This window comes from Amycolatopsis sp. NPDC028719, assembly GCF_055565395.1.
The window spans coordinates 74016-94988 of sequence record NZ_JBVHUL010000006.1; the positions used below are offsets into that span (position 1 = coordinate 74016).

The following is a 20973-nucleotide window of genomic DNA, read 5'->3' on the forward strand; positions in this document are numbered from 1 at the left end:
CTTTTCCCCGAATCGGAGGGCGGAAACACCATGGGCACTTGTGCCGACCTCGAGCGGTTGTTCACCTCGTTGCGAGGAGACGGGACTTACCGGCTCACCGTCGTTTCGAACCAGCCCGACGGCATCGCCGGGTTCTGCGGCCGGTTCCCCGGGAACTTCACGCTGAACGCCCGGCTGTCCGGCCCGGGCGAGCTGACGGCATCGTCCGACCACTACTTGTTCAGCGATCGTACGTTCGCCACTCCTTCGGACGGTCCCTTCACCGGCCCCGCACAAGGGTTCTCGATCTACGCGCGCGAACCGGTCACCGTTTCGGTGCGGTCGGCGGGCGCCGGGCAGTACGGGGTGATCCTGAACTTCACCGGGGCGATCAACCGCCGCTTCGAGTTTCCCTGCCAATGCGTCGGCGAAGCCATCGTCGGCTACAGCAACGCGATCGGCGCCACCGAATACGCCGACCACGCCACCTACGTCGTCACCGTCGGCCCGTTCACCGCGGACCCGAGGTGAACGGGCGGTGCGCGCGAACATCCGACCTCACGAAAGGAAACCGCCGACCATGAAAATCCTGTTCACCCCGGTTTCGATCGTCAAGATCTGCGGCTTCTGCCTGCTGGTGGGCTTTCTCGCCAGCCTGCTCCTCTGACGCGAGAGGCGTCAGAGGTCCAGGACGACGTCCTCCCGCGGCCGGGCGCAGCAGACGAGCGCCTCGCCGCCGGCCGGGGGCTCCAGCGGGTCCGGGTCGTACTCCACCCGGCCCGAGAGCACCGGGGTCACGCACGTGTGGCACACCCCGGTCCGGCACGACCAGCGCGTCGGCACGTCGCACGCCTCCGCGAGCTCCAAGAGGCTCGGGTACCGCTCGCTCCACGGCACCGTGAGCCCGCTGCGCGCGAACGTCACCGCCGGGCCGGTTCCCGCCGCGCCCGGCGGGACGTGCGGGGTCTTCCGGACGACGCCGGTGAGTCCCGGGTTGATCGCGGACACCCCGCCGAACAGTTCACTGTGGACACGGGAAGCGTCGAAGCCCAGGGACACCAGGGCTTCCCGCATCGCCGTCATGAACGCGTCCGGGCCGCAGAGGTACGCGGTGGCGTCCGGCGGGAGGCCCAGCGCGGACAACGTCTCGAGGGTCAGCCGGCCACTCTCGGCCGAGTAGTGGACGTGTTCGCGGCCGTGGGGAAGGGCGGCGATCAGCCGGTGCGCCTCGTCCGTGAACGCCTGCTCGGCCGCGGTCCGGGTGGTGTGCAGCCACCAGACCTCCCGCGTGGTCCGGGCCGCGGCGAGGGCGTGCAGCATCGCCAGCACCGGCGTCACGCCGATGCCCGCGGACACCAGCACCACGGGACGGTCGTCGTCGGCCAGGACGAAGTCGCCGCGGGGTGCCGCCACGTCCACCAGCGCGCCGGCCGTCAGCCGGGTGCCGAGGTAGCTGCTGACGACTCCGTCCCGCTTGACGCTGATGCGGTACTCGTGGTCCGACGGCGCCGCCGACAGCGAGTAGCTGCGGACCGGCGCGGGGTCGCCGGCGCCGGGGACGCGCAGGGTGAGGTACTGGCCGGGCTCGGGCCGGGGGAGCGGCGCGCCGTCGTCGGCGGCCAGGTGGATCGAGGACACCGCGGGGCTCTCGGCCACCACCCGGGCGACGCGCATCGGGCGGAAGCCGCTCCACCCGCCCGGTGCGGGGGCCGGCTTCGCCTCCTCCGCCAGGAGGCCGCGGAACGACCCCTGCCAGCCGGGGCTGAGCGCGGGGATGTCGACGGCCTTGCGGAGGGCGCCGGCGTCGCGGCCCGGCAGGTAGAGGAGGGCGTCGATGTCCGCGACGCTCATCTCGTGGCGGCCGGTGCGGGTGCGGACGATCTCGTCGCCGGCTCCGACGTGGCCTTCGGTGATGACGCGCAGGTAGAAGCCGGGCCGGTGGTGCGCGACCAGCAGCGCCGGCATCCGCGGTTCGCCCAGGCGCATCCCGACGCGGAAGCAGGTGACGCGCGGCTGGGTGACCTCGAACTCGGCCTCGCCGATCCGGTACCGGTCGCCGATGTGCACCTCGTCGTCGGGGAGGCCGTCGACGGTGAAGTTCTCGCCGAACTGGCCGTCTTCGAGGTCGTCGCGGCCGAGGAACCGCCGCCAGTGCTCGTAGGACTCGCGCTGGTAGACGAGCACCGCGCGGTTCTCGCCGCCGTGGCCGCCCAGGTCGCCTTGGCCGTCGCCGTCGACGTTGAGCCGGCGGACCAGCCGCCTGCCCTCGACCGGGTACTTGAAGATTCCCGTGTGGACGGTCCGCCCCTGCCAGGGCACGTCCTGGGGCATGCCGACGTTCAGTGACACCAAGCGGGCCATGGTGGTCGTCTCCTTCAGTCCGCCGCGGTACGGGAGCGCTGGTAGTGCCGCCGGGCCTTCATGCGGTTGCCGCACACGGCCATCGAACACCAGCGGGCGCTGTTGGGCTTGCTGTGGTCGATCAGGAACAGCCGGCACTCCGGGTTGGCGCACGGGCGCAGCCGGCCGGGGCTCGACTTGGCGAGCGCGTCCCAGGCGAGCACGGCCCGCGCGGCGGCGGACCGGCCGGCGGGGACGTCGAGGACCCACTCGACGCCGTCGTCGCCGAAGGACGCCCGGTAGGTCACGTCGTCGACGAACCGCGCCGCGGCGGCGGGCGCCTCCTGGCCCCGCACGATCGCCTGCAGCACCGACCGCGCTTCGAGCACCGCGCGGTGCTCGTCATCGGTGGCCGGCTGCCCGTGCTCGGCGAGCCACTGGCGCGCCGCCTTCGCGTCGGCGAGGTCGTCCCCGGGGGTGCCGTCGCGCACCGGGGTGGTGTTCAGCAGATCCAGGAGCAGCATCTCGTCGGTCATCGTCTACCTAACCTCCAAACTCACCCTTGACAGGTTACCCTACCGGTGGTTTCGTGTCTAACCATCAAAGGTATTCAAAGGGGTTAGGAGGAGGTCATGGGACTGGCCTGGCAGCAGGGACCACTCGCGACGCGGGCGGTGGGGCACTTCCTGGTCGAGCAGCCGCTGCCCGAGCGGATGCTGTTCGCCGAGCCGCTGCGGCGGCGGATGCGCGTGCGGTTCGGCGGGGAATGGGTGGCCGACAGCGAGGACGTCGTCCTGCTGCACGAACCCGGCCGCTACCCGGTGGCGTACTTCCCCCTCGCCGACGTCCGCGAAGACGCGCTCGTCGCCGAGAACCGGACGACGGCGCACCGCGAGCTCGGCGCCACCGAGTGGTATTCGGTTCAGGCGGCGGGCAAGACCGCCCCGCGCGCGGCGTGGCGCTACACCGGCCCCCCGGGCCACGCGGACGTCCTGCGCGACCGCGTCGCCTTCGCCTGGCGGGCGATGGACGCGTTCTACGAGGAGGACGAGCGGATCGTCGGCCACGCGGCCGACCCGTACCACCGCATCGACATCCGGCAGACCTCGCGCCACCTGGTCGTGCGCGACGGCGACCGCGTCGTCGCCGAGACCCGGCGCCCGGTCGTGCTCTACGAATCGGGCTTCGCGCCGCGCTGGTACGTGCCGCGCGAGGACATCGACCTGAACGCGCTGACGCCGGTCGACGGCGAGACCTTCTGCCCGTACAAGGGGCTGGCCGGCTACTTCGACATCGGCGCGGGCAAGCGCGCCGCCTGGTCGTACCCGGAGGCGTGGCCCGAGGTCGAGCGGGTGTCCGGGTTCGTGTCGTTCGAGCCGGACGCCGTCGACGTGACCCTCGACGGCCGCAAGCTCGCCCTCGAACCGGGCCAGGGCGTCACCCCGCACGGCATCGACCGGGGCCTGGACCCCGGCGAACTGCTCGCCTCGAAAGGAAACTGAGATGACTTCGCTTCAGGATCGCCGCGTGCTCGTCGTGGGCCGCGGCAGCGGGATCGCCCGGGCGGTGGCGCTCGCCGTCCGAGCGGCCGGGGCCGCGGTCGTCGTCGCCGGGCGCGACGAGGAGGCGTTGGCCAAGGCTTACGACGACCCGGACGTCACGGCGGCCGCCGTCGACCTGACCGACGAGGACTCCGTCGCCGCGCTGGCCGAACGGCTCGGCCGGGTCGACCACGTCGTCTCGACGGGGTCGGCCCGGGCCCGCGGCGCCGTGGGCGAACTCGCCCACGACGTCGTGCTCCGGTCGTTCGACGTCAAGGTGCTCGGCCCGCTGCTGCTGGCGAAGCACTTCGCGCCGCGCATGCCCGAGGACGGCTCGTTCGTCTTCTTCTCGGGATCGTCGGCGCGCAAGCCCGCCGCCGGCCTGCTCGCCGTCGGCGCCACGAACGCCGCGGTGGACGCGCTGACCCGCGGGCTTGCGGTGGAGCTGGCGCCGATCCGGGTGAACGCGATTTCGCCCGGCACGATCGACACCGGCGCCTACGACGCGCTCGGGGAAGAGAAGAAGGCGGAGTTGTTCGCGTCTCGCGCGGCCACCAGTCCGGCGCGCCGCGTCGGACGTCCTGAAGAAATCGCCGAAGCCGTGGTCTTCGCGCTGGGCAACACCTTCCTGACCGGTGTCTCGCTCGGCGTCGACGGCGGCGAACCCCTCGTGTGATGGGAGCGGTCATGAGCACTCGCAAGATTTCGCGCCCGGCCGGCGCGCTCACGCCGGAGGCCGGGTTCGTCCCGGCGATCTACGTACCGCGCCGGGTCGTCCGCCGCCCGGCCCGGCGGGGGCGTGCGTGATGGAGTTCCGCATCGAGGTCCTCACCCTGCCCGTCGCCGACGTCGACCGGGCGGTCCGGTTCTACACCGCGCAGGCCGGCTTCGCCCTCGACGTCGATTACGCGCCGCACGACGGTTTCCGGGTCGCGCAGCTGACCCCGCCCGGCTCGGCGGCGTCGATCCAGCTCGGGACCGGCCTGACCGGCGCGGCCCCCGGCTCGGCCCGGGACCACTACCTCGTGGTGACCGACATCGAAGCCGCCCACCGGGAACTGGCGGAGCGTGGCGTCGCGGTCAGCGCGGTGCGGCACAAGAAGTCCGTGGACTGGCAAGGGGATTTCGCGCCGGGAGCCGACCCGGACCGGCGTGACTACGCGAGCTTCTTCGGCTTCGCCGACCTGGACGGCAACACGTGGATCGTCCAGGAACGCGGCTACACCGCGCGGTAGGCGACGCCGCTCGCGTTGGGTGCCGTGCCGGAGTAGAGGCCCGTCGGGGACGTCGACGTCGACAGCGAGAACCACGCGTACCGCTCCACGAACGACAGCCCGTCGAGCATCGCGGTGGACCGCTGCACGAAGTCGACCTGCTGGGCCGACGACGGATAGCGCGGAGCCGAGCCCGAGAAGTCGATCAGCGCGTACTCCGTCAGCCAGATCGGGAGGTGGTAGCGGTCGTGGACCTTCTGCAGGTAGGACTGCAACTGACCGCTGGCCGCGCTCGAGAAGTCCCCGCCGTACCAGTGCAGGGGGATGAAGTCGACGCGGTACCCGCGCGCCGCGGCGCCGCTCATGAACCGGTCCAGCCAGCCGCCCGCGACGTCGCCGCCGTACGCCACGGCCGGCGCGCCGAGCCGCATGCCGGTGGACTGCAGCCGCGGCCACAGGTCCAGTGCCGTCTCGACGGGCATGCTCGCCTGGCCCGCCAGGTCCGGCTCGTTGAAGGCCAGCAGGGTGCGGCCGGCCGCCTTGGCCCGGTCGAGCTGGTCCTGCGTCACGGAGTCCCGTCCCCAGATCATCGGCACGAACTCGGTGCCGGCCGGCGCGGCGATGCCCTGGGGGTCGGCTGCCCAGGTGTAGAACCACTTCGCCCCGACGTCCTGCAGCGCGGTCGCGGCCCCGGCATAGGGGTTGGCGCTGACGCCTTTCTTGCTGCTCGCCCCGGCGGCGGGACTGGCGAGGCCGCCGAGAGCGAGGAGAACGACGGCCACGATGGCGAGCATTTTCTTCACGAGCCGCTCCTCGGAGGAAGTCGCGCTGGTCCTCCACCGGGGTAACGCACTCCCGGGAGCCGCGGCAAGAACGCGGGCCCGCCTGAGGTGCGAACGGGAACCGTCGTTGCCCGATCGGCGGTCAGGGCACGGGGAACGTGGTGCCGATGCCCATGCCGGTGATCCATTCGGGCACCGGCTCGTAGCCGGTCCAGACGAGGGGTGCCCCGGCGGCGACCTGGCCGATGAGCCAGCAGCGCACCTCGTGGCCACCCCGGCCGGCCGACGCCTCGAGCGCCTCGTGGCCGAGGCCGGCCACCGCGCCGGCGTCGCCGGTGCTCAGGCGGTCGAGGAACCACCGGTCCCACTCCGTGTTCACCCGGGCGCCCGGGTCGCCGCCCATGGCGCGGACGCGGGGTTCGCGGGCCGCGGCGAAGGCGCGGACGTCCGAGCGCCCGTGGATCAGCGACTCACGGCGCTCGCCCGCCACGTCGCGGGGGTCGTTCGACGGCAGCCAGTGCGACAGCCCGCCGCTCGCCGCCACCAGGACCCGCCCGGGGAAGCTCGCCGAACGCAGGGCCGCCCCCAGCGCCCGGCCCAAGGCGAGGCACCGCTCCAGGGTGGGCAGCGGCGGCGCGGCCGTGTTGACGACGAGGGGGACCATCGGCAGCGTGGTGCCGCCGGTCAGCATCTCGTAGGTCTGCACGATGCCGTGGTCGACGGTGAGGGAATACGACAGCGACACGTCGAAGCCCGCCGTCGTCAGTCCGTCGTGGACCGACCACGCCAGCTCCCCGGCGACCGGCAGCGGACCTTCGGTGCTGCCGAAGTCGCCGAACCCCACCGCGTGTTCGACCCCGAGCACGAACGGCGGCATCACGTCGTAGAAGTTGCCGTGGAAGTGGTCGGGCCCGATCACGACGACCGCGTCGGGGGCGCGGGCCTCGACCGCGCGGCGGACCCGGTCGGCGTCGGCGAGGAACTTCGCGCCCGGCCCGCCGTCGGACGGTGGCGGCAGCAGCGTCGCGAACGGGCTGTGGGACATGCCGGCGAACCCGGCGATCGCGGCCATCAGGACGGGTCCTGTTCGGCCAGCAGCCAGTCGCGGTGGACGTCGAGGAACTCGGCGACCTTCTCCCACTGCGGCCAGTGCCCGGCGTCGTCGATGACGTGCAGCCGCGCGTCGGGCAGCCAGCCGAGCAGCAGCTCGGCCTCGTCGAGCCCGCCGGTGGGGTCGTGGCTGGTCCACAGCAGCAGCGTCGGCGCCTTGACCTTCGCCACCCACGCCGGGTCCCACGCGAAGTCCTTGCGCACCTCGGGGTCCTGCAGCACGAGCGTGTTCGTGATCGCCTGGACGAACCCGGGGCGGGAGTAGACCCGGCGGCGCAGGTTCACCAGCTCGTCGGTCACCATCTCCTTGTGGTGGAACAGGAACTCGACCCGCCGGCGCACGGTTTCGTCGCTCGGGTCGAGCACGGCCGCCATCGTGCTGTCGCGCATCCGCGCCATCACCTCGGGCTTGTTCGCGATGTTGCCCGGGGTGTTGAGCACGAGCTTCTCGACGCGGTCCGGGTGGTGGGCGGCGGTCCAGGCGACCACCCAGCCGCCGAGCGATTCGCCCGAGAGGTGGGCCCGCCCGATGCCGAGAACGTCCAAAAGGGACACGAGGTGCGCGGACAGGACGTCGATCGTGTAGGGCCGGTCGGGCAGGTCCGACCAGCCGTGGCCGATCATGTCGTAGGCCGTGACGCGGAAGTCGCGGGCGAGGCCGGCCAGGTCGCGGGCGTAGGCCTCGAGGTGCCCGCCGGTCCCGTGGAGCAGGACCAGGTCGGGCCCGGTGCCCGCCTGCAGCACCCGCGTCCGCACGGGACGTCCGTCGAGCGGGACGTCGACGTGGCGCAGGGTGTGGTCGAGCTCGCCCAGCTCGCCCCAGATGCCGACGTGGTCGGGGATCGGCTCGGTCACAGGTCCTCCCGGTGGTCGAAGCGGGCGCGGGCTTCGGCGAGGGTCGCCGTTCCCGCGCTCTGACGGCGGTTCAGCCCGAGCGGGCCGAGCAGCCGCGAGTTCTCGATGGTCAGGAACTCGACCGGGTGCTCGGCCGAGTCGTTGTGGTGGCGGTGCCAGGTCCACGGCGGGGTGTAGACGAACGACCCGGCCGTCCAGCCCACGGTCTCGTCCTCGATCTCGCTGTGGCCGTCGCCGGTCAGGACGAAGTGGACGGTCTCGTGGTGGTGGCGCTGCAGGTCCGAGCTCTCGCCGGCCGGGATGACCTGCCGGAAGATCTCGAACGTCGCGGTCGGCAGCGTGCCGGCGATCCGCAGCGACGTCGGGTTCGGGACGGCGCCCGGCGGGATCTCTTCGAGGTCTCCGTCGTGCACCACGAGCGGCCGCCGGCCGTCGGGGCGGACGGCGTGGCTGATGCTCGCGAGGAAGTCGGTCATGGCGAAACCGGGTCCGGAGGTGGTCATGGCGTACCTTCCGCTCAGGCGGGACATTCCGTGCGGCCGCCGTCGACGGTCAGCACGGATCCGTTGACATAGCCTGCTTCGGACGAGGCCAGGAACGCCACCGCGGCCGCGACCTCGCGCGGCGCGGCGGCCCGCCCGGCCGGGATGGCGGCGAGGTCTTCGGCCAGCGCGGTCGCGACGTCGACGCCCGCCGCGCCGGCCCGGCTGCGCACGATCTCCATGCGCCGCGGGGTGAGGGTCGCGCCGACCGCTACGCAGTTGACCGTGACGCCGCGATCGGCGTACTCGAGGGCGGCCAGTTTCGCCGCCGACGTCGTCGCCGAGCGCAGCACCGTCGAGGCGGCGAGCTCCGGCTGCGGCTGCCGCACCGCCGTCGAGCTGATCACGACGACGCGGCCGAACCCGCGCTCGGCCATCGCGGGCAGCGCGGCGCGCAGGAGGGACAGCGGGCCGAGGACCAGCAGGTCGAGGTCGTGGTGCCACTGCTCGGCGGGCACGTCGAACACGCGGCCCGGCGCGGGTCCGCCGGCGTTGGCCACGACGACGTCGAGCGAGCCGTGCCGCTCGTGCACCCGGACCACGGCCTCGGCGGCGGCGGCCGGGTCGGCGAGGTCGCACACGACGTAATCGACACTGCCGACGCCCTCGCAGAGGGACGACGCGGTTCCGGCCAGCGTCTCTTCCGTGCGCCCGGCGAGGACCACGCGGTGCCCGGCCGCCAGGAGCGCGGCCGCGCAGGCCGAGCCGATGCCGCCGGCACCGCCGCCGACGAGCGCGACGCGGCGGCGTTTCCCGAAGGACTGGTTGCTCTCCATGATGTGACCTACATTCGCGTCATGACCGCCGACGGGCCAAGGACGGGTCCCACTGCCCGGGACTCCGGTGACTCCCGTGACGTCGCGGCGTCGGGGGCGCTCGAACGCGCCGCCGCCCTGCTGGACGCCTTCGACGCGACCCACCGCGAGCTCACCTTGTCCCGGCTCGTCGAGCGCTCGGGCCTGCCGCGCTCGACCGTGCACCGCACCGCGGCCCGGATGATCGAGCTGGGCTGGCTGGACAAACCCGGCGAGAAGTACCGGATCGGGAACCGCCTGTTCGAGCTGTCCGGCCTGGTGCCGGTGCGCCACGAACTGCGCGAGGCCGTCCTGCCGTACCTGCAGGACCTCTACGCGGCGGCCAAGACGACCGTGCAGCTCGGCGTCCTCGAAGGCACCCGGGTGCTCGTCGTCGAGAAGATCAGCGGGCACCGTCAGCTGCCGATGCTCGACCAGGTCGGCGGGTTCATCCCGGCACACTGCTCCGGGCTGGGCCGGGCCATCCTCGCCTGGTCGGACGCCGAAACGGTCGGCGCGGTCGTGGCCGGCGGGCTCTCCCGGCGCACCCCGCGCACGATCACCGGTGCCGCCGCGCTCGAGCGGGAGCTCGCCGTCGTGCACGAGCAGGGCTGGGCCTACGACCGCGAGGAGGGCAACGCCGGCATCAGCTGCGTCGCGGCGCCGATCTTCGACTTCACCGGCGGCGTGACCGCCGCGCTGTCGGTCACCGGGCCCAGCGCCGCGGTGCAGCCCGACCGGATCGGCCCGGCCGTCCGGATGGCGGCCGCGGCGGCCAGCCGGGCCTACTCCGCGCGGCGGTGGGCGGTGCCGCGGCCCGAGCTGCCGTCCCAGTGACCAGGACTCGCAGTTGGTTCGCGGTCTCCGCCTGATCCACGCTGTGGCGCACGCCGAGCCGGACCACCGGTCCCGGCCGCGCCGACGAGGAGGACCAGGCAATGCGCGTCGCGATCATCGGGGCCGGACTGGCCGGGCTGACCACGGCCAAGGTGCTGCTGCAGGCCGGCCACGACGTCGAGGTCTTCGACCGGACCCCGGACGTGGGCGGGGTGTGGAGCCGGACCCGGCGCTACCCGGGGCTGACCACCCAGAGCCCCAAGGCGCAGTACTCGTTCTCGGACTTCCCGATGCCGGGGCACTTCCCGGAGTGGCCGACGGGTGCCCAGGTCCAGGAGTACCTCGCGGACTACGCCGACGAGTTCGGCGTCACGCCCCACCTGCGACTCGGGACCACCGTCGAGTCGGTGGTCCCGGACGGCGCGCGGTGGGCGGTGACCACCGGGGCGCAGGGGGCCTCGGTGGTCGACCGTGTCGTCGTCGCGAACGGCGTGTTCTGCGAGCCCGCGCTGCCGGACTACCCGGGCCGCGCGGAGTTCGAAGCGGCAGGCGGGCGGCTGCTGGCCGGGTCGGACTTCCACGACGTCTCCGAGGCGCGGGGCAAGCACGTGCTCGTCGTCGGGTACGGCAAGTCGGCCTGCGACGTGACCGTGGCGATCAGCGAAGTCGCCGAGACGACCGACGTCATCGCCCGCCAGCTGCTGTGGAAGGTGCCGCGCAAGATCGCCGGCGTGCTGAACTTCAAGATGCTGCTGCTGACCCGGCTGGGCGAGGCCCTGTTCCGCTACCGGTGGCTGCGCGGGTTCGAGAAGTTCCTGCACGGCCCGGGAAACCGGCTGCGGCGCGCGATGCTCAACTCGATCGGAAGCGTGTCGGTGCGGCAGTTCGGGCTCGCGAAGCACGACCTGGTGCCGCGCGGGCGGATGGAGGACATCATCAAGAACGCGATCGGCCTGGCCACCGAGGGGTTCTTCGAAGGCGTGGCCGACGGCGCGATCCGCGTCCGCCGCGACCAGGTGATCCGGCGGCTGTTCGCCGACGGCGGCCGGCCTCGGGCCGAACTCGCCGACGGGACGGTGCTGCCGGCCGACCTGGTGGTCTGCGCGACCGGGTTCACCCAAGGCGTCCCGTTCCTGCCGGAAACCGTCCGAAAAGGATTGCTCGACGAGCGCGGGAACTTCCTGCTGTACCGGCAGATCCAGCCCCTGGCCGCGCCGGGCCTCTACTTCAACGGGTACAACTCGTCGTTCTTCAGCCCGCTCAACGCCGAGATGGCGGCGCTGTGGATCGCGGCCGACCTCGCGGGCGCGCTCGCCCTGCCCGACGAGGCGACCCGGCGCGCGGACGTCGTCGCCCAGGTGGCCTTCCTCGACGAAGCGACCGGCGCGCACCACTGCCGCGGCACCAAGATCATCCCGTTCTCCGTCCACAACGTCGACGAGGTGCTCGGCGACCTCGGCGTGCAGATCGGCCGCTTCACCCGGTTCACGCACTGGCTGAACCCGGTCGTCCCCGCGGCCTACCGGTCGCTCACGCCCGCCGTCCTGAGCCGGCTGAAGGACGCCCCCGAACCCGCGAAGACCCCGCTGGAGCAAAGGAGTTCCCGATGAGCACCGCGACCGGCCACCACGTCATCCACCCGGGCGACGGCACCAACCTCGGCGCGATCGGGCTGGGCATCCACGCCCGGCTGACCGGCGCCGACACGAACGGCGCGTACTCGCTGTTCGAATACGTGGTGCCGCCGGGCCTCGGCGGGCCGCCGACCCACGTCCACACCCGGGAGGACGAGCTGTTCACGTGCGTCCAGGGCCGCGTCGAGGTGGAGCTCGACGGCGAGCGGCACGTCCTCGGCCAGGGCGATTCGCTGCTGCTGCCGCGCGGGGTGCCGCACGTGTTCCGCAACCCGTTCGAGGAGGAGACCCGCGTCATCGCCGTGGTTTCCCCGCCGGGCCTGGAGAACTACTACCGGGAGCTGTCGCAGCTGCCGCCCGGGCGGGACATGAAGCTGGTCGCGGAAGTGATGACCCGCTACGGGCTGGAGCTGCGGAAGTGAACCGTGAGCGGATGGTCCGCGCGATGTGCGCGGCGGTCGACGCGGGGGACGCTCCGGCGTTCGCCTCGTGGTTCGCCGACGACGCGACGTACGTGTTCGCGAACGGCGAGCCGCTGACCGGCCGCGCCGCGATCACCGAGGCGACGGCCGGCGCGGCGGGCGCGCTGCCGTGGGTCCACCACGTCGTCGAGCAGGTCGCGGAAGTGGGGGAGGACCAGCTGTTCTGCCGGTTCACGATCGAAACGGCGGCCCCGGACGGCACCCCGCTGGCCCTGCCGTGCGTGACGGTCCTCCGGCTGGCGGGGGACCGGGTGACCGACTACCGCGTCCACATGGACATCAGCCCGGCCTTCGCCCCGGTCGGTGCACCGTCCTGATGGCACACTCGTGGCGCGCACCGGCTGCGCACCACCGAGAGGACCTTCATGGACGTCGAAACCCTGATGGCCAGGCTCGCGCGGGCCGGGGTCACCGCCCTGATCAAAGCCGACGACGAACGCATGAGCGTGGGCGGGGAACCGTGGACCGTGGTGTTCTCGGGTGCGGCTCTGGGCGCGGAAGGCGGAGTCCGGTCCGAAGCGACCGAGTTGCGTTCGGCACTGGCGGAAGCGCTTGACCGCCTCGCGGCACGACCTGGGGATTGGTCGTGGCTCGACGAGTTCCGGACGCCGCGTCCGGCCAGTGTGCCGGACCCGCCCGCGCGGGCCCGGCACTCCGGTCAGGCGCCGGGGCCCGAGTAGATCTCCGACGCCTTGGGGGCCGTGACCGTCGTCGGCTTGTCCCAGTCGGAGAACTCCAGCGTGCCTTCCTTGGGGGCCTGCATGCGCAGCAGGTAGTGCGGGTCCGCGGCGGCCACCGTCGCGGTGCCGTCGACGCTGGTGAACGTCAAGGCCGGGACGCCGCCGGCGGTGGTCTCCCCGCCGGCCTTGAAGGTCTCCGACGCCAGCTGGCCGACCGTGTTGTCGGTGAAGGTCTTGTAGTCGAGGAACTGCTTGAACGACTCGCCGATCCCCGCGCCGATCTGCGACTTCGAGGACACCCACTTGTCCTTGAGCTGCTTGCCCACCGACGCCGGGATCCCGGCCTTGTCGATCAGCGACTGGCTGAACCGGAAGTAGTACTTGTCCCCGTCGCGCAGGACCGGGATCTCGAGTCCGTCCTGCACCACGGTGCCGCTGGCGCTGCTCGGGTTGAGCTGCAGGTCGAGGTTGACGCCACCCTCGGAGACGGTGCCGCGGACGTGGACCGCTTTGGCCTGCTTCGCGGCGTCGGCGACGGCGGAGCCGGCCTTCGAGCCGTCGAGCGAGGCGGCCGCGGCGCTCGCGGACGTCGTGGTGCCGGTGGACGCGGCGGCCGGCGCCGCCGTCCCGGAGGTGGTCGAGCAGCCGGTGCAGATGAGGGCCGCCGCGGCCCCGGTGGCGATGAGTGCTCCCAGGTGGAGACGAAGCATGGTCAGAGGTCCCCTCGTGAAGGCCCGGGCCGTCCGGACACGAACGGGATATCGACCATTCGGGTGATCCGTTACGCCGGGAGCTCGCGGACTCTCGTTCCGCGGAACGCGTACTCCGTACGAGTGAACTTGAAGTTTCAATCTCTAACCCTGGGTAACGATGGTGGGCGAGTCACGCACCGCAGCCACCTGCGGAAATGATCGAGGATCGCTCGGGCCGAGTCCACTTCGTGACCAAGAGTGTGATTCGGGTCCTGTTACACCCACGGCTCGGGCGGCGACGAACGGCCCAGAACGTGACCGCATCCGGTCCTGCCGTCGCTGCGCTGAAAGAGGCATCCATGTCCTACGCCCCCGTGCCACCCGTGTCCGCTCCGGTCCAGTACAAGAACGGGCTCGGCACCGCCGGGTTCGTCCTCGGCCTGGTCGGCCTGATCTTCGCGTTCATCCCGCTCATCGGGGTCGTCGCGTGGCCGCTGGTGATCCTCGGGCTGATCTTCGGCATCGTCGGCACGCTGCGCACGAGCCGCGGCCAGGCGAGCAACAAGGGGCTGGCCATCACCGCGGTCGTGCTTTCCGCGCTGGGGCTGGTCATCTGCATCATCTGGACCGCGGCGTTCGGCAAGGCCGTCAGCGACACCGCGAACGGCCTGCCCGCCGCAGCGGCGCCGGCGGCGGTCGCCGACGCGGGGGCGGCACCGGCCAACGCGGCCCCGACCGCGGCGGCGTCGGCCAAGCACACCATCGTCCTCGAGGTCACGACGGCGGCGAAGTCGAACGTCCAGTGGAACAGCGGGTTCACCGCGAACTCCCAGGAGGTCCTGGAGAAGGGCAAGACCTGGCGCCAGACCCTGTCGATGGACGACCTGGCGTTCACCTCGGTCACCGTCACCCCGGTCGACTTCAAGCTGGGGGACAAGGACAACACCTGCAAGATCACCGTCGACGGCAAGACCGTCGTCGAGCAGTCCAACAGCGTCGGCGCCTTGTGCACCTACCAGCCCTGAGCCGGCCCGGCGCTCAGCGCGCCAGGTGCTTCCGGACGTCGTCGGCGACGGCCCCGCGTCCGCTCATCCGGTACTTCGCCAGGATGGTGCGGACGGGGGTCTTGACGGTCTGGAGGCTGATCCCCGGCTCGCGCGATCCGCTCGTCCCGGGGAACGATCTTGCTCATGACGGCGCGGGCGTAGCCGTAGTGGTCGCTGCGGTAGTGGGCGTCGATCTTGTGGAAGGCCTCGCGCAGGATCAGCGTCGTCTCGGCGTCGACCCGGGAAACGGGGGAATTCCGACGGAGACCCACACGCGCTCGTGACGCCTCGGGCGAGGGGGAGGACCGCCCGGCCGCGGATGTTTCGGCGGCCGGGAATCCGGGTACGCGTCCAGCGGGGCGGCTTCGGCCGAGCTGGGCGCCGTCGCGCGCTCGGTCGGCTCGGAGCTGCCCGAACGGTCGAGGAAACCGGAGGTGAAGGTGACCGCTGACGGGAGTCGGGTGCGGCCCCAGGATCTGTTGCGCGTGACGGAGCGCCGGGTCGATGCCGCCGAGGTGCTGGAGGTGTCGGGCGAAGTCGACCTGCTCAGCGCCGAGGTCCTGGAAAACGCGCTCATGGCGGCCGTGAGCCGGGAGCCGGCGGTGCTGGTGGTCGATCTGACCGGGGTGTCCTTCCTCGCTTCCGTCGGGATGACCGTCCTGCTCAAAGCCCACCGCGACGTCGGGAAGACCACCCGCATCCGGGTCGTGAGCCCCGAGCGCAGCACCGTCGGGCGGGCCTTGAAGCTGACCGGCCTGACCGAGGCGCTGGCCGTCGTCGACACCCGGGCCGAGGCTCTTTCGGCCGCCTGATCGCGGACGTGCGGAGCCGGTCGGCTCCTAGACGTGCGCGGTCTTCTGCCCCGAGCTGCCGACGACGTCGAAGTCGCGTGCCTTTCCCGTCGTGTTGAGGTGCGCGATGTCGGCCTGCTCGAAGTCGACGTCCAGCACCGGCGAGTCCTTCTCCAGGTCGCGCCGGTGCTCACTCGGGATGCCCCAGTCGTAGCGCTTCTGGATCTCGACGTGGTAGGTGACCTCGTCGCCGTGCTTCTCGCCGACCAGCCGGTACTGGAAGTGGTTGAACGAGTAGTACCAGTCCTGGCCGCCCTTGCCGTCCCGCTCCAGGTCCGGCGCGGTCGTCTTCCAGTCGGTCGTGAACGGGCCGTCCGGGCCCTTTCCGGCCTCGGCGACCGACTTGTCGACCTGTTCCCGGAAGGACGGCAGGTCGTCGAGCATGTCCTGGACGGGCGCTTCGACCGTTTTGCCGTCACCGTCGAGGTAGTGCTGCAGCAGCCAGGCCGCGTGGTCGTTGCCCTGCTTCACCAAACCCAGCAGGACGACGTTGTGCAGCTGGTTCCAGACCCGGCGGTCGTGTTCGGTGGGCGGGAGGACGCCGTAGCGGCGGTCTTCGGTCTCGAAGTTGTCCTGCGTGCCGAAGACGACCTTGAGGTTGCGGGCGAGCTCCTCGTCGATTTCGGTGGCCTGCTTCAGGTGCGCTTGGATCTGCTTCTCCAGGCCGTCCGCGATGTCGGCCTGCTCGCCGAGCGCGTCGAAGTACCCCGGCGAGACGCCCGGGGTGTCGTCCCAGGTGACCTTGCCGGCGGCGGTGACCGTCATGCCCTGTTCACGCGCCTGCCGCTGCAGGTCCAGCACGGCCCGCTGGTGGCCTTCGAGGCCCTTGAGGCCGCCGGTGCCCTCGCTGCCGTCGGCTTCCACGTCGATGTACTTCCGCAGCGCCTTCACTTCGGCGTCGACCGCGTCGAAGTCCCAGCGGATGCGAGCGCAGTACTGGGTCGCCGCGTCCCCGCCCTTTCCGGTCCACTCGCCGTCCTCCAGCGGTGTCACGACGGCGGATTCGTAGGCGTCGCGGATCCGGTGGAGTCTCCGGTGGACCAGGGCCCACTGCTCGGCGAACGTCTCCAGCCCGGCGACGTCCAGTTCGGTGAGCTGCTTGAAATCAACCACGGAGCCGCTCCCCGCCCGCCGAGTCGGTCTTGGTGTACGCGTCGGCGCTCAGCCGGAAGTTCTCCGCGGCCTGGGTCAGCCGGCGGTGCAGGAGGTCGTTGAGCCCGTCCCAGCGGGACTGCATGTCGTCGACGCTGCCGGCGAAGTCCCAGCCCGGCGCGGCGCGCGCCAGCGGCTCGAAGGTGTCGTCGGCCGCCCCGCGCAGGGCGTTCACGGCGACGGCGGTCTCGTCACAGGCGTCGGCGCGTTGCCGCAGCCAGGGTGGCGTGACGCCGATGTCCGGCCCGCTGCCCCACGGCGGTTTCGGCTCCGGCTTCGGCCCGGGAGAGGGCGACGGAGTGGGTTCGGGCTCGGGTTTCGAGTCGTGGTCGCCCGGGGACGGCGGTGGCGGGGTCACTCCCGGCGTCGGCTCGGACACCACTCGCCAGTTCGCTGCCACCACGGGGCTCCCTCCAAAAGATCTTCGGTCAGGCTACGAGGTCCGGCGATCCGCCGGCCGCGGGCGTTCCCCGGTGCCCATCGTTTCGGCGTCGGCCGAAACGATCGGCGAACCGGTCCAGTGCGGCGGGGCGGAAGTGGACCAGCCGGTCGCGCCGTGCTCTGCCTAGGGTGGAAACCATGACTGACTCCATCCTCGCCTTGGCGGCTTCGCTGACTCCGTCCATTCCGGACTGAGCGGGAGAGAACGACATGCGGATCTTCCTCGCCGGCGCGTCCGGCGCCGTGGGCCGCCGGGTGGTGCCCGCGCTGGTCGCTTCGGGCCACTCGGTGGTGGGCCTGACCCGGAATCCGGCCTCGGCAGGCAAGATCGAGGCACTGGGAGCGGCGGCCGTCGTCGGCGACGTGTACGACGCGGCGGGTTTGGCGGAGGCCGTGGCGGCCGCGCGGCCCGACGTCGTCATGCACCAGCTCACCGACCTCGGCGCCGGCGACCGTGCCGCCAACGCGAAGGTCCGGGTGGTCGGCACGCGCAACCTGGTCGACGCCGCGAAGGCGGCGGGCGTGCGGCGGATCGTCGCGCAGAGCATCTCCTGGGCCTACGAGCCGGGCGACGCGCCGGCCATCGAGGACACGCCGTTGGATCTGCACGGCGCGCCCGACCGGGTCGCGACGGTCGGAGGTGTCGCGTCGTTGGAAAGGGCCGTCGCGGAGCTGCCCGAGTGGGTCGTGCTGCGCTACGGACTGTTGTACGGCCCCGGTACGTGGTACGAGCGTGGGGCGCTGATGGCGCGGCAGGCCGAGGCGGGGAACCTGCCCGCGAACGCGGACGTGTCGAGTTTCGTGCACGTCGACGACGCGGCTTCGGCGGCGGTCGCGGCCTTGGAGTGGTCGACGGGAGCGGTCAACGTGTGTGACGACGAGCCCGCGGCCGGTCACGAGTGGGTCCCGGTGTTCTGCGCCGCGGTCGGTGCGCCCCAGCCGGCCCGGGTGGCGGGGGAACGCACGGGCTGGGCCCGCGGAGCGGACAACACCCGGGCGCGCAAGGAGCTGGGCTGGGCGCCGGGCATCGCCTCGTGGCGAGACGGCTTCGCCAGCTTGTGACGCCCACCGCCGCGTTCCGGAGTCCGCGCTCCGCATCACTTTCACGTGAAAGTGCGGGCTCTGGCCACCGAAGCGGCACTTTCCCATGAAAGTGGCGCCCTCGGGGCGTGCCGGATGGTTCACTCAGCGTGACCCCGCGCTGCGGGGCCATCTTCCGGAGTCCGCGCTCCGGAACACTTTCCCTATGAAAGTGCGGCTTTGAGCGCCCAAAAATGGCACTTTCCCTATGAAAGTGGCGTTTTTGGGCGGGGCGGGGGGTTCACCAACGGGTGATTGCCGCGCCGCGGAGTACCTCCGTGAGCGCGTCGAGGGCGGGGCGCCACGCGTGCTGCGGTGGTGTCGCGTAGCCGATGATCAGCCCGGCCTTCGCCCGCCGAGCGGAGTGCCAGTACCCCGCCGCGTGCAGGCCCGTGAGCTGGAGACCGGCGTCGAGACCCGCGTCGACGAGCCGTCGCTCCTCCTTCGCCGAGGCGAGCGGGAGGAGTGCGTGCAAGCCGGCCGGGACGCCGTCGAGCGGGACCTCCGTCAGCGACGCCAGCCGGGCGGCCAGTTCTGCCCGCCGCTTGCGGTAAACCCCCCGCGTGCGGCGGACGTGCCGGTCGTAGTCGCCGCGGCCGAGCAGGTCGGCCAATGCGAGCTGGCCCGGCACGCCGACCGTGGCGCCGGTCGCCGCCAGCGCGTCGAGCACCGGGAGCCGGAGCCGCGGCGGCACCACCAGCCAGCCGAGCCGCAGACCGGGCGCCAGTGCCTTGCTCGTGCTCCCCGCGAAGATCACTCGATCGGGGTCGAGGGCCTGCAACGCTCCGACCGGCTGCTCGTCGTAGCGGAACTCGCCGTCGTAGTCGTCCTCGATGACGTACCCGTCGCGGTCTCGGGCCCACGCGACGAACCCGGCACGCGCCTCGCGGCTCAGCACGACCCCGCGTGGGTGCTGGTGGGCGGGTGTCAGCAGCACCGCCCCGGCGTGCGCGGGGATGTCCGCCGGGTCGGCGCCGTCCGGGCCGACGCACAGCGGCGCGGTCTCCAGCCCGGCGTCGTGGATGAGCTTCCGGTGGTGGGCGAGCCCGGGGTCTTCCGTGGCGATCGCTCCCGCACCGCGCAATGCCCGGGCCAGCACGGCGAGAGCGTGCGTGAAGCCGCTCGTGATCACCACGGCGGGGGCTTCGGCACGCACGCCCCGCGCCCGGGAGACGTACGTCGCCACCGCTTCGCGCAGCGCCCGCGAGCCCGCCGGGTCGCCGTAGTCCAAGCCGGCGGCGTCCAGCGAACGCCGCATCGCGGCCGACCACCGGGCGTGCGGGAAGAGGCTCAGGTCCGGGCGGCCGGGGCGCAGGTCGACGACCCGCCGCACCGGGGTGTCGCGCGGGGCACGGGGGAGCGTGACGTCGGCGACCCGGGTGCCCGACCCGGTCGTGCTGACCAGCCACCCCTCGGCGACCAGCTGGGCGTAGGCCGCGACGACGGTCCCCCGGGCGATCCCCAGGTCCCCGGCCAGCGAGCGGGTGCCGGGCAGCCGGGTGCCGGCGGGCAGCCGGCCGGTGGTGACGGCCTCGCGCAGCGCCGACTCGATCGACCGCGCCCGCGGTTCGCCGACATCGAGGTGCAGGTCGAAGCCCGGCTTGTCCACCGTCGTCACCTCCGTGTCCGATTCTGCTGCACCGAATGTCCGAAGAGGACTCGTGGCCGATCTGTTGCGTCCTCCGCATCACCCCCTAGGGATGCCTAGGGGTGCGCGAAACACGGCAGAGCCGGAGGTACGATCTGCCGATTCGCAGCTACTCCGAAGGGTAAGTCCGTTGACCGAAACCACCGCGCAGCGGGTGAAGTCGATCCGCATCGTCAACGGCCTGCGCCATCCGCTCCTGGCGGTCGTCGCCCGGTACCCGGCGGAGTTCCTGGTCCGGCCGGGTGGTGAGCTCGAAATCCGCGAATCGGCCCCGCGCGGCGGGTTCGTCGAGCTCACCCTCGACAACGAGGTCCAGACCGGTCTGCAGATCGACACGGGCGAGTCCGGGCGGATGGAGGTGCTCCTCGACGGGGAGCCGCAGCCACTGCCGTCCGTCGTCCTCGGCGGTCCGCGTCAGTGGCCGGACCTCGAGGCCGCTTTCGGGAGCCTGCACGTGTTCGACACCCGATCGGGCCCCCGGACGGTGCGGCTCGAGGAGAAGAACGGCACCACGACGCTGGTGGGCGCCGGCCGTGAGCCGTTCCGGTTCGCCGGTGTGGGTGTGAACGACTGCCCGACCGAACTGATCATCGAGTCGGACGGGCTGCGCATCCGCGGCTCCCACGGTTCGGCTCGCTGACGGCTCGCACCCCGAGCGGACTCCCGATCCGGACCGAGCGGCTGGTCGTGCGGCGGTTCGCCGCGGGTGACGTGGCCGCGTTCGCGGCGTACCGCTCGGATCCCGAGGTGGCGCGCTACCAGGGGTGGACCGCGCCGGTTCCGGAGGCGGCCGCCCGGCGGCTCGTGGGCGGGTTCGCGACGGCCGACGAAGGCAAGCCGGGGTGGTTCCAGTACGCCGTCGAGCGCGACGGCGTCCTGATCGGCGACGTCGGGATCTGCTTGTCCGGCAACCGGAAGCAGGCCGAGGTGGGGTTCACGATCGCCCGGGCCCACCAGGGGAACGGCTACGCGACCGAAGCGGTGCGGTGCGTGCTGGACCGGGTGTTCGGCACGGGAGTCCGCCGGGTGTCCGCGGAGTGCGACGCGCGGAACACGGCGTCGGCGCGGCTGCTGGAGCGGCTCGGGTTCAGCCTGGAGGGTCGTCGCCGGCGGCACACGTGGCTCAAGGCGGAGCGAACGGACGACCTCCTGTTCGGCCTGCTCGCCGAAAGCCGTTGGGGCGCAACGGACAACCCATCGGACGGCGCGCCCGCGTAAACGCACCGGCGATCGGCCTCTTGACACCCGCGTCCACTCATTCATACATTCGTCG

At 72.1% G+C, this 20973-nt stretch carries 26 protein-coding genes; 15 read left to right on the forward strand and 11 right to left on the reverse strand.

Going from position 1 to position 20973, the window contains the following annotated elements; translation table 11 throughout:
* Positions 1-30: 30 nt before the first annotated feature.
* Together ACZ4TR_RS28205 and ACZ4TR_RS28210 are read left to right on the forward strand one after the other, a co-directional pair.
* Positions 31-510, forward strand: a complete 480-nt coding sequence (locus tag ACZ4TR_RS28205; RefSeq protein WP_465289908.1) for a hypothetical protein — start codon at positions 31-33, stop codon at positions 508-510.
* A 7-nt stretch (positions 511-517) separates the two neighbouring features.
* Complete coding sequence (locus ACZ4TR_RS28210) at positions 518-646, forward strand: hypothetical protein (protein WP_465289910.1); 129 nt, start codon at positions 518-520, stop codon at positions 644-646.
* Positions 647-657: 11 nt separating this feature from the next.
* Here ACZ4TR_RS28210 and ACZ4TR_RS28215 read toward each other — a convergent pair whose 3' ends face one another.
* Both ACZ4TR_RS28215 and ACZ4TR_RS28220 read right to left on the reverse strand, forming a co-directional pair.
* Positions 658-2340, reverse strand: coding sequence for an MOSC domain-containing protein (locus tag ACZ4TR_RS28215; RefSeq protein WP_465289912.1), 1683 nt, complete (start codon positions 2338-2340; stop codon positions 658-660).
* 14 nt (positions 2341-2354) lie between these two features.
* Positions 2355-2855 carry a CGNR zinc finger domain-containing protein gene (locus ACZ4TR_RS28220; RefSeq protein WP_465289913.1) on the reverse strand — a complete coding sequence of 167 codons (501 nt, stop codon included), beginning with the start codon at positions 2853-2855 and terminating at the stop codon, positions 2355-2357.
* Positions 2856-2951: 96 nt separating this feature from the next.
* Between ACZ4TR_RS28220 and ACZ4TR_RS28225 the strand changes: the two genes are divergently transcribed.
* The 3 genes from ACZ4TR_RS28225 (at position 2952) to ACZ4TR_RS28235 (ending at position 5095) form a co-directional block, all read left to right on the forward strand.
* The gene (locus tag ACZ4TR_RS28225; RefSeq protein ID WP_465289915.1) at positions 2952-3821 is read left to right on the forward strand and encodes a DUF427 domain-containing protein; all 870 of its coding nucleotides are present in this window, start codon (positions 2952-2954) and stop codon (positions 3819-3821) included.
* Between the two features lies 1 nt (position 3822).
* Positions 3823-4536 carry an SDR family oxidoreductase gene (locus tag ACZ4TR_RS28230; protein ID WP_465289917.1) on the forward strand — a complete coding sequence of 238 codons (714 nt, stop codon included), beginning with the start codon at positions 3823-3825 and terminating at the stop codon, positions 4534-4536.
* A 130-nt stretch (positions 4537-4666) separates the two neighbouring features.
* Positions 4667-5095 carry a VOC family protein gene (locus ACZ4TR_RS28235; RefSeq protein ID WP_465289919.1) on the forward strand — a complete coding sequence of 143 codons (429 nt, stop codon included), beginning with the start codon at positions 4667-4669 and terminating at the stop codon, positions 5093-5095.
* Here ACZ4TR_RS28235 and ACZ4TR_RS28240 read toward each other — a convergent pair.
* From ACZ4TR_RS28240 to ACZ4TR_RS28260, 5 genes are all read right to left on the reverse strand, one after another.
* Entirely contained in the window at positions 5080-5868 is a 789-nt protein-coding gene (locus tag ACZ4TR_RS28240; protein ID WP_465290701.1) for a glycoside hydrolase family protein, read from the reverse strand. The two genes, ACZ4TR_RS28235 and ACZ4TR_RS28240, sit on opposite strands and share 16 nt — an antisense overlap.
* Positions 5869-5998: 130 nt before the next feature.
* Positions 5999-6928 (reverse strand): DODA-type extradiol aromatic ring-opening family dioxygenase, encoded by a 930-nt coding sequence (locus ACZ4TR_RS28245; protein WP_465289920.1) that lies wholly within the window; start codon positions 6926-6928, stop codon positions 5999-6001.
* Positions 6928-7821 (reverse strand): alpha/beta fold hydrolase, encoded by an 894-nt coding sequence (locus ACZ4TR_RS28250; RefSeq protein ID WP_465289922.1) that lies wholly within the window; start codon positions 7819-7821, stop codon positions 6928-6930. Before ACZ4TR_RS28250 ends, ACZ4TR_RS28245 begins: the two co-directional genes overlap by 1 nt.
* The gene (locus ACZ4TR_RS28255) at positions 7818-8324 is read right to left on the reverse strand and encodes a cupin domain-containing protein (RefSeq protein WP_465289924.1); all 507 of its coding nucleotides are present in this window, start codon (positions 8322-8324) and stop codon (positions 7818-7820) included. Before ACZ4TR_RS28255 ends, ACZ4TR_RS28250 begins: the two co-directional genes overlap by 4 nt.
* A gap of 14 nt (positions 8325-8338) precedes the next feature.
* A complete protein-coding gene (locus ACZ4TR_RS28260; RefSeq protein ID WP_465289925.1) occupies positions 8339-9139 on the reverse strand; it encodes an SDR family oxidoreductase in 801 nt (266 codons plus the stop codon).
* A gap of 21 nt (positions 9140-9160) precedes the next feature.
* Between ACZ4TR_RS28260 and ACZ4TR_RS28265 the strand changes: the two genes are divergently transcribed.
* The 5 genes from ACZ4TR_RS28265 (at position 9161) to ACZ4TR_RS28285 (ending at position 12790) form a co-directional block, all read left to right on the forward strand.
* Positions 9161-9994, forward strand: coding sequence for an IclR family transcriptional regulator (locus ACZ4TR_RS28265; protein WP_465289927.1), 834 nt, complete (start codon positions 9161-9163; stop codon positions 9992-9994).
* A gap of 101 nt (positions 9995-10095) precedes the next feature.
* Positions 10096-11604, forward strand: coding sequence for a flavin-containing monooxygenase (locus ACZ4TR_RS28270; RefSeq protein WP_465289929.1), 1509 nt, complete (start codon positions 10096-10098; stop codon positions 11602-11604).
* The gene (locus tag ACZ4TR_RS28275; protein ID WP_364524634.1) at positions 11601-12050 is read left to right on the forward strand and encodes a cupin domain-containing protein; all 450 of its coding nucleotides are present in this window, start codon (positions 11601-11603) and stop codon (positions 12048-12050) included. Before ACZ4TR_RS28270 ends, ACZ4TR_RS28275 begins: the two co-directional genes overlap by 4 nt.
* A complete protein-coding gene (locus ACZ4TR_RS28280) occupies positions 12047-12427 on the forward strand; it encodes a nuclear transport factor 2 family protein (protein WP_465289931.1) in 381 nt (126 codons plus the stop codon). The genes ACZ4TR_RS28275 and ACZ4TR_RS28280 overlap by 4 nt, the downstream gene beginning before the upstream one ends.
* Positions 12428-12475: 48 nt before the next feature.
* Positions 12476-12790 carry a hypothetical protein gene (locus tag ACZ4TR_RS28285; protein WP_465289933.1) on the forward strand — a complete coding sequence of 105 codons (315 nt, stop codon included), beginning with the start codon at positions 12476-12478 and terminating at the stop codon, positions 12788-12790.
* Here ACZ4TR_RS28285 and ACZ4TR_RS28290 read toward each other — a convergent pair.
* Complete coding sequence (locus ACZ4TR_RS28290) at positions 12769-13500, reverse strand: hypothetical protein (protein WP_364524629.1); 732 nt, start codon at positions 13498-13500, stop codon at positions 12769-12771. The genes ACZ4TR_RS28285 and ACZ4TR_RS28290 overlap by 22 nt on opposite strands.
* A 341-nt stretch (positions 13501-13841) precedes the next feature.
* Here ACZ4TR_RS28290 and ACZ4TR_RS28295 point away from each other — a divergent pair, with 341 nt between their 5' ends.
* Both ACZ4TR_RS28295 and ACZ4TR_RS28300 read left to right on the forward strand, forming a co-directional pair.
* Positions 13842-14507, forward strand: coding sequence for a DUF4190 domain-containing protein (locus tag ACZ4TR_RS28295; protein WP_465289935.1), 666 nt, complete (start codon positions 13842-13844; stop codon positions 14505-14507).
* Positions 14508-15013: 506 nt separating this feature from the next.
* A complete protein-coding gene (locus ACZ4TR_RS28300) occupies positions 15014-15340 on the forward strand; it encodes an STAS domain-containing protein (RefSeq protein ID WP_465289937.1) in 327 nt (108 codons plus the stop codon).
* A gap of 27 nt (positions 15341-15367) precedes the next feature.
* Here the strand turns inward: ACZ4TR_RS28300 and ACZ4TR_RS28305 are convergent, their stop codons facing one another.
* Positions 15368-16492, reverse strand: a complete 1125-nt coding sequence (locus ACZ4TR_RS28305) for a hypothetical protein (RefSeq protein ID WP_465289939.1) — start codon at positions 16490-16492, stop codon at positions 15368-15370.
* Positions 16485-16931, reverse strand: a complete 447-nt coding sequence (locus ACZ4TR_RS28310) for a hypothetical protein (RefSeq protein WP_465289941.1) — start codon at positions 16929-16931, stop codon at positions 16485-16487. Before ACZ4TR_RS28310 ends, ACZ4TR_RS28305 begins: the two co-directional genes overlap by 8 nt.
* 251 nt (positions 16932-17182) lie before the next feature.
* Here ACZ4TR_RS28310 and ACZ4TR_RS28315 point away from each other — a divergent pair, with 251 nt between their 5' ends.
* Positions 17183-18034: an NAD-dependent epimerase/dehydratase family protein gene (locus tag ACZ4TR_RS28315; protein WP_465289943.1), complete on the forward strand. Its 852-nt coding sequence runs from the start codon at positions 17183-17185 to the stop codon at positions 18032-18034.
* 259 nt (positions 18035-18293) lie between these two features.
* Here ACZ4TR_RS28315 and pdxR read toward each other — a convergent pair whose 3' ends face one another.
* Entirely contained in the window at positions 18294-19661 is a 1368-nt protein-coding gene (gene pdxR, locus ACZ4TR_RS28320; protein WP_465289945.1) for a MocR-like pyridoxine biosynthesis transcription factor PdxR, read from the reverse strand.
* A gap of 169 nt (positions 19662-19830) precedes the next feature.
* Here pdxR and ACZ4TR_RS28325 point away from each other — a divergent pair, with 169 nt between their 5' ends.
* Complete coding sequence (locus tag ACZ4TR_RS28325) at positions 19831-20340, forward strand: hypothetical protein (protein WP_364527506.1); 510 nt, start codon at positions 19831-19833, stop codon at positions 20338-20340.
* A gap of 47 nt (positions 20341-20387) precedes the next feature.
* Positions 20388-20918 carry a GNAT family N-acetyltransferase gene (locus tag ACZ4TR_RS28330; protein WP_465289947.1) on the forward strand — a complete coding sequence of 177 codons (531 nt, stop codon included), beginning with the start codon at positions 20388-20390 and terminating at the stop codon, positions 20916-20918.
* Positions 20919-20973 lie beyond the last annotated feature (55 nt).